This is a genomic window from Luteitalea sp. (genome assembly GCF_044337415.1).
Lineage (GTDB): Bacteria > Acidobacteriota > Vicinamibacteria > Vicinamibacterales > Vicinamibacteraceae > Luteitalea.
Window position 1 is genome coordinate 1 of the sequence record NZ_JBIINP010000241.1, and the last position, 5,650, is coordinate 5,650.

5 protein-coding genes are annotated in these 5,650 nt (G+C 69.5%); 2 read left to right on the forward strand and 3 right to left on the reverse strand.

Annotation, left to right across the window (positions count from 1 at the left end; translation table 11 throughout):
* Positions 1 to 154 precede the first annotated feature (154 nt).
* Positions 155 to 583, reverse strand: a complete 429-nt coding sequence (locus tag ACIRDX_RS19985) for a winged helix-turn-helix domain-containing protein (protein WP_396627198.1) — start codon at positions 581 to 583, stop codon at positions 155 to 157.
* 102 nt (positions 584 to 685) lie between these two features.
* Between ACIRDX_RS19985 and ACIRDX_RS19990 the strand changes: the two genes are divergently transcribed.
* Positions 686 to 1,516 (forward strand): sulfurtransferase, encoded by an 831-nt coding sequence (locus ACIRDX_RS19990; RefSeq protein WP_396627199.1) that lies wholly within the window; start codon positions 686 to 688, stop codon positions 1,514 to 1,516.
* 97 nt (positions 1,517 to 1,613) lie between these two features.
* Positions 1,614 to 2,984, forward strand: coding sequence for a dipeptidase (locus tag ACIRDX_RS19995; protein WP_396627200.1), 1,371 nt, complete (start codon positions 1,614 to 1,616; stop codon positions 2,982 to 2,984).
* Between the two features lie 117 nt (positions 2,985 to 3,101).
* Here the strand turns inward: ACIRDX_RS19995 and ACIRDX_RS20000 are convergent, their stop codons facing one another.
* Positions 3,102 to 4,979 (reverse strand): CocE/NonD family hydrolase, encoded by a 1,878-nt coding sequence (locus ACIRDX_RS20000; protein WP_396627201.1) that lies wholly within the window; start codon positions 4,977 to 4,979, stop codon positions 3,102 to 3,104.
* 85 nt (positions 4,980 to 5,064) lie between these two features.
* Positions 5,065 to 5,547, reverse strand: coding sequence for a hypothetical protein (locus ACIRDX_RS20005; RefSeq protein WP_396627202.1), 483 nt, complete (start codon positions 5,545 to 5,547; stop codon positions 5,065 to 5,067).
* Between the last annotated feature and the right edge of the window lie 103 nt (positions 5,548 to 5,650).

Here is a 5,650-nt window from a genome sequence, read left to right on the forward strand (position 1 = left end):
TTCACGCTGGCCAGCGGCGACCAGGTGGCGATCGCGATCGACGGCATCGGAACGCTCAGCAATTCAGTCGCCTGAACTGTTCGCTCCCTGGTAATGCCGCGATGCCGCGATGCCGGGAATGCCGAGACCGAGCCCCGAGCCCCCAGCCCCCGCTCTACGGCAGCTTCGGATCTTCGGTCGGCTTCGGGCTGCCGGCGCGGGTCACGGTGATCAGCGCTTCCATGTGTCCGAGGTAGCGCTCGAGCGCCACGCGGCCGGCGCGCGTGAGCGAGTACTCGCTGCGCGGCAGGCGTCCCTCGAAGGTCTTGGTGCAGCTGATGTAGCCGGCGTCCTCGAGCTTGCGCGCGTGGACGCTCAGGTTGCCGTCGGTCGTGCGTAACAGCGACTTGAGGTCGTTGAACGACAGCTTGTCCTGGACGGCCAGGGCGCTCACGATGGCGAGCCGGAGCCGCTCGTGAATCAGCTTGTCGAGGTTGAGCGGCGACGAGGGATCGGCGTGCGAGTCGATCGACCGCACACGCGGACGGAAGCCTCGCAACCGGCCCACAGGCACGTCGTCCTGGGTCCGGAGTCGGTCGGTCATGGGCACCTGGCGGAAAGGGCCGCCAGACGCATCCTACGCCCCGCCGGCCCGCGCTCCAAGCCGATTGCCGGCCGGACCGGGCCGGCTCGTACAATGGCTGCCATGGTGGACAACCCGAAGGGGTACGCCAACCCCCAGCTCCTGATCACCCCTGACGCGTTGGCGGCGCAACTCGCGGCCGGCGACACGCCACTCCTCCTCGACCTGCGCCCGGCGGACGCGTGGGCGGCCGGACACCTGCCCGGCGCCGTGCACCTGGACCTGTTCGGCGTGAGCCTGATCGACACCGATCCCGCGCCGCTGCGCGCGTTTCTCTGGATTCTCGAGCACCTGCTGGCCTCGCGCGGCGTGGAGGCCGGGCGGCGGGTGATCGTGTACGACGAGAAGTCGGGCATGCGCGCCGCGCGGGCGTTCTGGGCGCTCGAGTTCTTCGGCCATCCCCGCACCCAGCAGCTCGATGGCGGCTTCGGGGCCTGGCAGGCCGGCGGGCATCCGGTCAGCACCGAGCCCGTTGCCCCCGTGGCCTCGACCTGGACCGGCACGCCGGTCGAGGAGCGCGTCGCCTCGTACCGCCACGTGTGGGATCGCCTGAAGGCCACTGACGTGGCCATCCTCGACACCAGGTCCGACGGCGAGTACCAGGGCACGCTCGTGCGGTCGGCGCGCGGCGGCAGGATTCCCGGGGCCGTTCAGGTGGAGTGGACCACCAACCTCAGGCCAGACGGCTCCTTCAAGAGCAGCGACGAATTGCGCGCCATGTACGAGCCGCTCGGCGTCACGCCCGACAAGGAAGTGCTCACGTACTGCCAGGGTGGATACCGCGCCGCGCACGGCTACCTGGCCCTGCGCCTGCTCGGGTACCCGCGCGTCCGCAACTACGTGGGCTCGTGGAAGGAATGGGGCGACAGGCTGGAACTCCCCATCGAGACGTAGGAAGACCGCCGCAGCACACAGGTAGGGCGCGGTGTCCCACCGCGCCGCTGCCATTCACGGCCGGGTGGGACACCCGGCCCTACCCTGGTCTCACCCCATGAACAAGATCCTCGACCACATCCAGACGCACCGCGACGACTACATCCAGCAGCTCAAGGGCTTCCTCGCGATCCCGAGCATCAGCGCCCTGCCCGACCACGCGCCGGACGTGCGGCGCTGCGCCGAGTGGTGCGTCAGCGAACTGCAACGCATCGGCCTGAAGAACGCCGCCCTGCACGAGACGCCCGGGCACCCGATCGTCTACGCCGAGTGGCTCGGCGCCCCCGGCGCGCCGACGATGCTGTTCTACGGGCATTACGACGTGCAGCCGGTGGACCCGATCGACCTGTGGGAGTCGCCGCCCTTCGAGGCGACGGTGCGCGAGGGCGCCATCTACGCGCGCGGGTCGGCCGACGACAAGGGCCAGATCTTCATGCACCTCAAGGCGATCGAGGCGACGCTGCTGCAGTCCGGCACGCTCCCGATCAACGTGAAGGTGATCCTCGAGGGCGAGGAGGAGGTCGGCAGCGTCAACCTCGACAACTTCATCGCCGCCAACAAGGAGATGCTGAAGGCCGACGTCGTCGTCATCTCCGACTCGCCGATGTTCGACCGCGACGTGCCGTCGATCTGCTACGGCCTGCGCGGACTGGCGTACTTCCAGATCGACGTGCGCGGCAGCAGCACCGACCTGCACTCGGGCTCGTACGGCGGCGCCGTCGCGAACCCGGCGATCGTGCTCACGCAGCTGCTGGCGCAGATGAAGGACAAGAGCGGGAAGATCAAGATTCCTGGCTTCTACGACGCCGTCGTCGACGTGACCGAGGCCGAGAAGAAGGAGTTCTCGCGCCTGCCGTTCAACGAGAAGCGCTGGGCCAAGGAGATCGGCCTGCCCAAGCCGTTCGGCGAGACCGGGTACTCGACGCTCGAGCGCAAGTGGGCGCGCCCGACCTTCGAGGTCAACGGGCTGCTCGCCGGCTTCACCGGCGAAGGCGCCAAGACGGTGATTCCGGCCAAGGCGATGGCGAAGGTCAGCATGCGCCTCGTGCCGAACCAGGACCCGGCGGTGATCGGCAAGCTGTTCGAGGACTACATCAAGAAGCTGGCGCCGAAGACCGTCGAGGTCACGGTGACGCACATGCACGGCGGCAAGCCCTGGACCACGGGCTTCGACAACGCGTGGGTGCAGGCGGCGGGCCGGGCGATCGAGAAGGGCTTCGGGCGCACGCCGGTGTTCGTGCGCGAGGGCGGGTCCATTCCGGTCGTGTCGACGTTCCAGGAAGTGCTCGGGTTGCCGAGCGTGCTCTTCGGCATCGGCCTGCCGGGAGAGAACGCGCACGCGCCGAACGAGTGGCTCGACCTCGGCAACTTCCACAACGGCGTGCTGGCGGCCGCGTACCTCTACGACGAGCTGTCGCGTGCAATTTGAAATTTGACAGTTGAAATTCTCGGGCGAGGGCCTCCGGCCCATCGCCACGATCAGGGATGACGCGCGAGCGAAGGCCGAAGGCCGAGCCGCCGAGAATTTCGAATGTCGAATTTCGAATTACCGCACCACCGGCAGCGTCACGTGTGAGCCGCGGTAGACGCGGTGCGTGGCCTTCACGAACTGCTCCGGCTTCGCGGTCGGGATGTCGGTGAACGTCTGCGGGTTGCGGTCCACGAGCGGGAACCACGAGCCCTGCACGTGCACCACGATGCGGTGGCCCTTGCGGAACGTGTGGGCCACGTCGGGCAGGTCGAAGCGGATGTGGTCCGGCTGGCCGGGCACGAACGGCTCGGGCGCCTCGAACGACTTCCGGAACTTGCCGCGGAACGGCTCGCCGCGCACGAGGATCTGCTTGCCCGCTTGCGGATCGCCCTCGCCGGCCTCGTCGAGCACCTTGACCACGAAGTCGGAGTCCGTCCCCGTCGTCGCCACGCGCAGGTCGACGCCGATCGGACCGAGCACGGTCACGTCCTCGGTGAGAACCGGGCTGCGGTACACCAGCACGTCCGGGCGCTTGGCCGCGAAGGCCTGGTCCGACGCCATGTAGTCGCGCGGCATGCCGATGGCTGGCTCGCCGACCAGCGGCACCGGGTTGGCGGGGTCGCTGACGTACTCGTCGGCCCCGTCGGTCGATGCCGGTGCGTTCGTGGCGAGTGCGCGTCCCTGTCCCAGGTAGTAGGCCTGGCGACGGATCGGCAGCGCTGGCCCCTTCTGACCGGAGCCGTCGAGCGGCCAGGTGTCGAACGTGCGCCACCGGTTCGCACCGGTCTCGAAAATCGTGACGGGCGGCACGGCAGGGACGTCGGCCCCGCGCAGCGTTCGTGAGAAGAAGCGGTGCTCGATCTGCGTGCGGTAGTGCGCGCCTGTCGGCTGGCCGAACTCCATCTGCCCTGTGCGCGTGCCGTCGCTGCGGGCCCAGGCGCCGTGGGTCCACGGGCCCATCACGAGCGACGCGCGCGTCTGCGGGCTCTGCTCCCGGAGCGTCCGGAACACGCGCAGCGGGCCCGCGAGATCCTCCGCGTCGTACCACCCTCCGACCACCAGCACATCCGGCGTCACGTTCCTGAAGTGCCGCCAGATCGAGCGCGCCTTCCAGAACGCGTCGTAGGTCGTGTGCTCGTGGTTCTGCATCCAGTACGGGTTCTTGTCGAGGCCGTACTTGCGGCTCATGTCCATCAGCGAGCCCGCCTCGAGGTAGAAGCGGTAGCCGTCGCGCGTGCCGTAGTCGAACGGCGCGTCACGTTCCGGCCGGCGCGGCTTCGGCCCGCGCGGCGGGAACTCGACGTAGAACGAGAAGTTGTGCGCCAGCAAGAAGGCGCCGTTGTGATACGAGTCGTCGCCGAGGTAGTAGTCGGTGACCGGCGCCTGCGGCGACACGGCCTTGAGCGCCGGGTGCGCGTCGATGAGCGCCGCGAGCGCGTAGAAGCCCGGGTACGAGATGCCCCACATGCCGACCTTGCCGTTGTTGCACGGCACCTGCTTCACCAGCCAGTCGACCGTGTCCCAGGTATCCGACGACTCGTCGGTCTGCGTACCTGTCTTGTTCGGGACGTACGGCCGCACTTCCTCCCATTCGCCCTCCGACAGGTAGCGCCCGCGCACGTCCTGGTAGGCGACGATCCACGGCTCGCTGGCGTACTCGCGAGTGGGGCCGACGCTGGGCGGATAGGCGTCGAGGCCATACGACCCGACGCTGTACGGCGTCCGCTGCAGCAGGATGGGGGCGCCGCCGGGCGGGCACGTCTTCGGCGTGTAGACGGCGGTGTGCAGGCGCACGCCGTCGCGCATCGGGATGAGGTGCTCAGCCTTCTTGTGGGTGTCCTTCGCCGTGGTAGCCGGCGGCGTCGGCGCCGTGGCCGGCTGCGCGAGCAGCGTCAGCGAACAGAGCGACAGGACGAGCGAGGCCAGGAGTGAGTGCGGCAGGTAGCGGAGCATCGCCCCCGATCCTACCGTCGCGCACGCGCGCCGGCTACGGGGGCCGGGGAGCGCCGCCGAACCCGGTACCCGGTACCCGGCTCGTTCAGTCGCTGGCCATCACCGCGCCGAGGCCGACGAGGATCACCACGCCGCCGAGGGCGAGGCCGATCAGCAGGAACGGGAGGATGGCGGCGGGCATCACTGCCGCGAGCGCCTGTCCGCCGCCGTCGAGCGACAGCCATCGCGCCATCGTCTGCAGCACCAGGTCGCCGCGCATGACGAGCACGGCCACGATGGCGACGATGGCGACGATGGGTTCAGAGCGCTCGAGGGTGTCGATCGGCTTCAGGGCGCGTTCACGGGCCTCGCGCCGTGCCAGCCATGCCGCGCGCCACCACACGTCGCCGGCCGCCGGCAGTGGCAGGGCTGCCTCGGCGTCGACCACCTCGCGTAGCGCCGAGGCGACGGCCTCGACCTCGCGGCAGGCCTCGCAGGCCGTGGCGTGGCTGCGCAGGTCGGCAGGCCAGAGGCCCTCCTCCACGGCACGCAGCACCTCGGACTCGCGCGGGCAGGGATCGTCGTGCATCACATCCTCCTCACCGACTCACACCGAGCGCGGCAGCGAGCTTGTGCCGAGCGCGCGACAGCAGCACGCGCACGCTGCCTTCCTTCACGTCGAGCGCCGAGGC

Bases quoted from the DNA above. Each gene is read 5' to 3' on its own strand.
- ACIRDX_RS19985 (WP_396627198.1), bottom strand. From the start codon at position 583: ATGACCGACCGACTCCGGACCCAGGACGACGTGCCTGTGGGCCGGTTG.
- ACIRDX_RS19990 (WP_396627199.1), top strand. From the start codon at position 686: ATGGTGGACAACCCGAAGGGGTACGCCAACCCCCAGCTCCTGATCACC.
- ACIRDX_RS19995 (WP_396627200.1), top strand. From the start codon at position 1,614: ATGAACAAGATCCTCGACCACATCCAGACGCACCGCGACGACTACATC.
- ACIRDX_RS20000 (WP_396627201.1), bottom strand. From the start codon at position 4,979: ATGCTCCGCTACCTGCCGCACTCACTCCTGGCCTCGCTCGTCCTGTCG.
- ACIRDX_RS20005 (WP_396627202.1), bottom strand. From the start codon at position 5,547: ATGCACGACGATCCCTGCCCGCGCGAGTCCGAGGTGCTGCGTGCCGTG.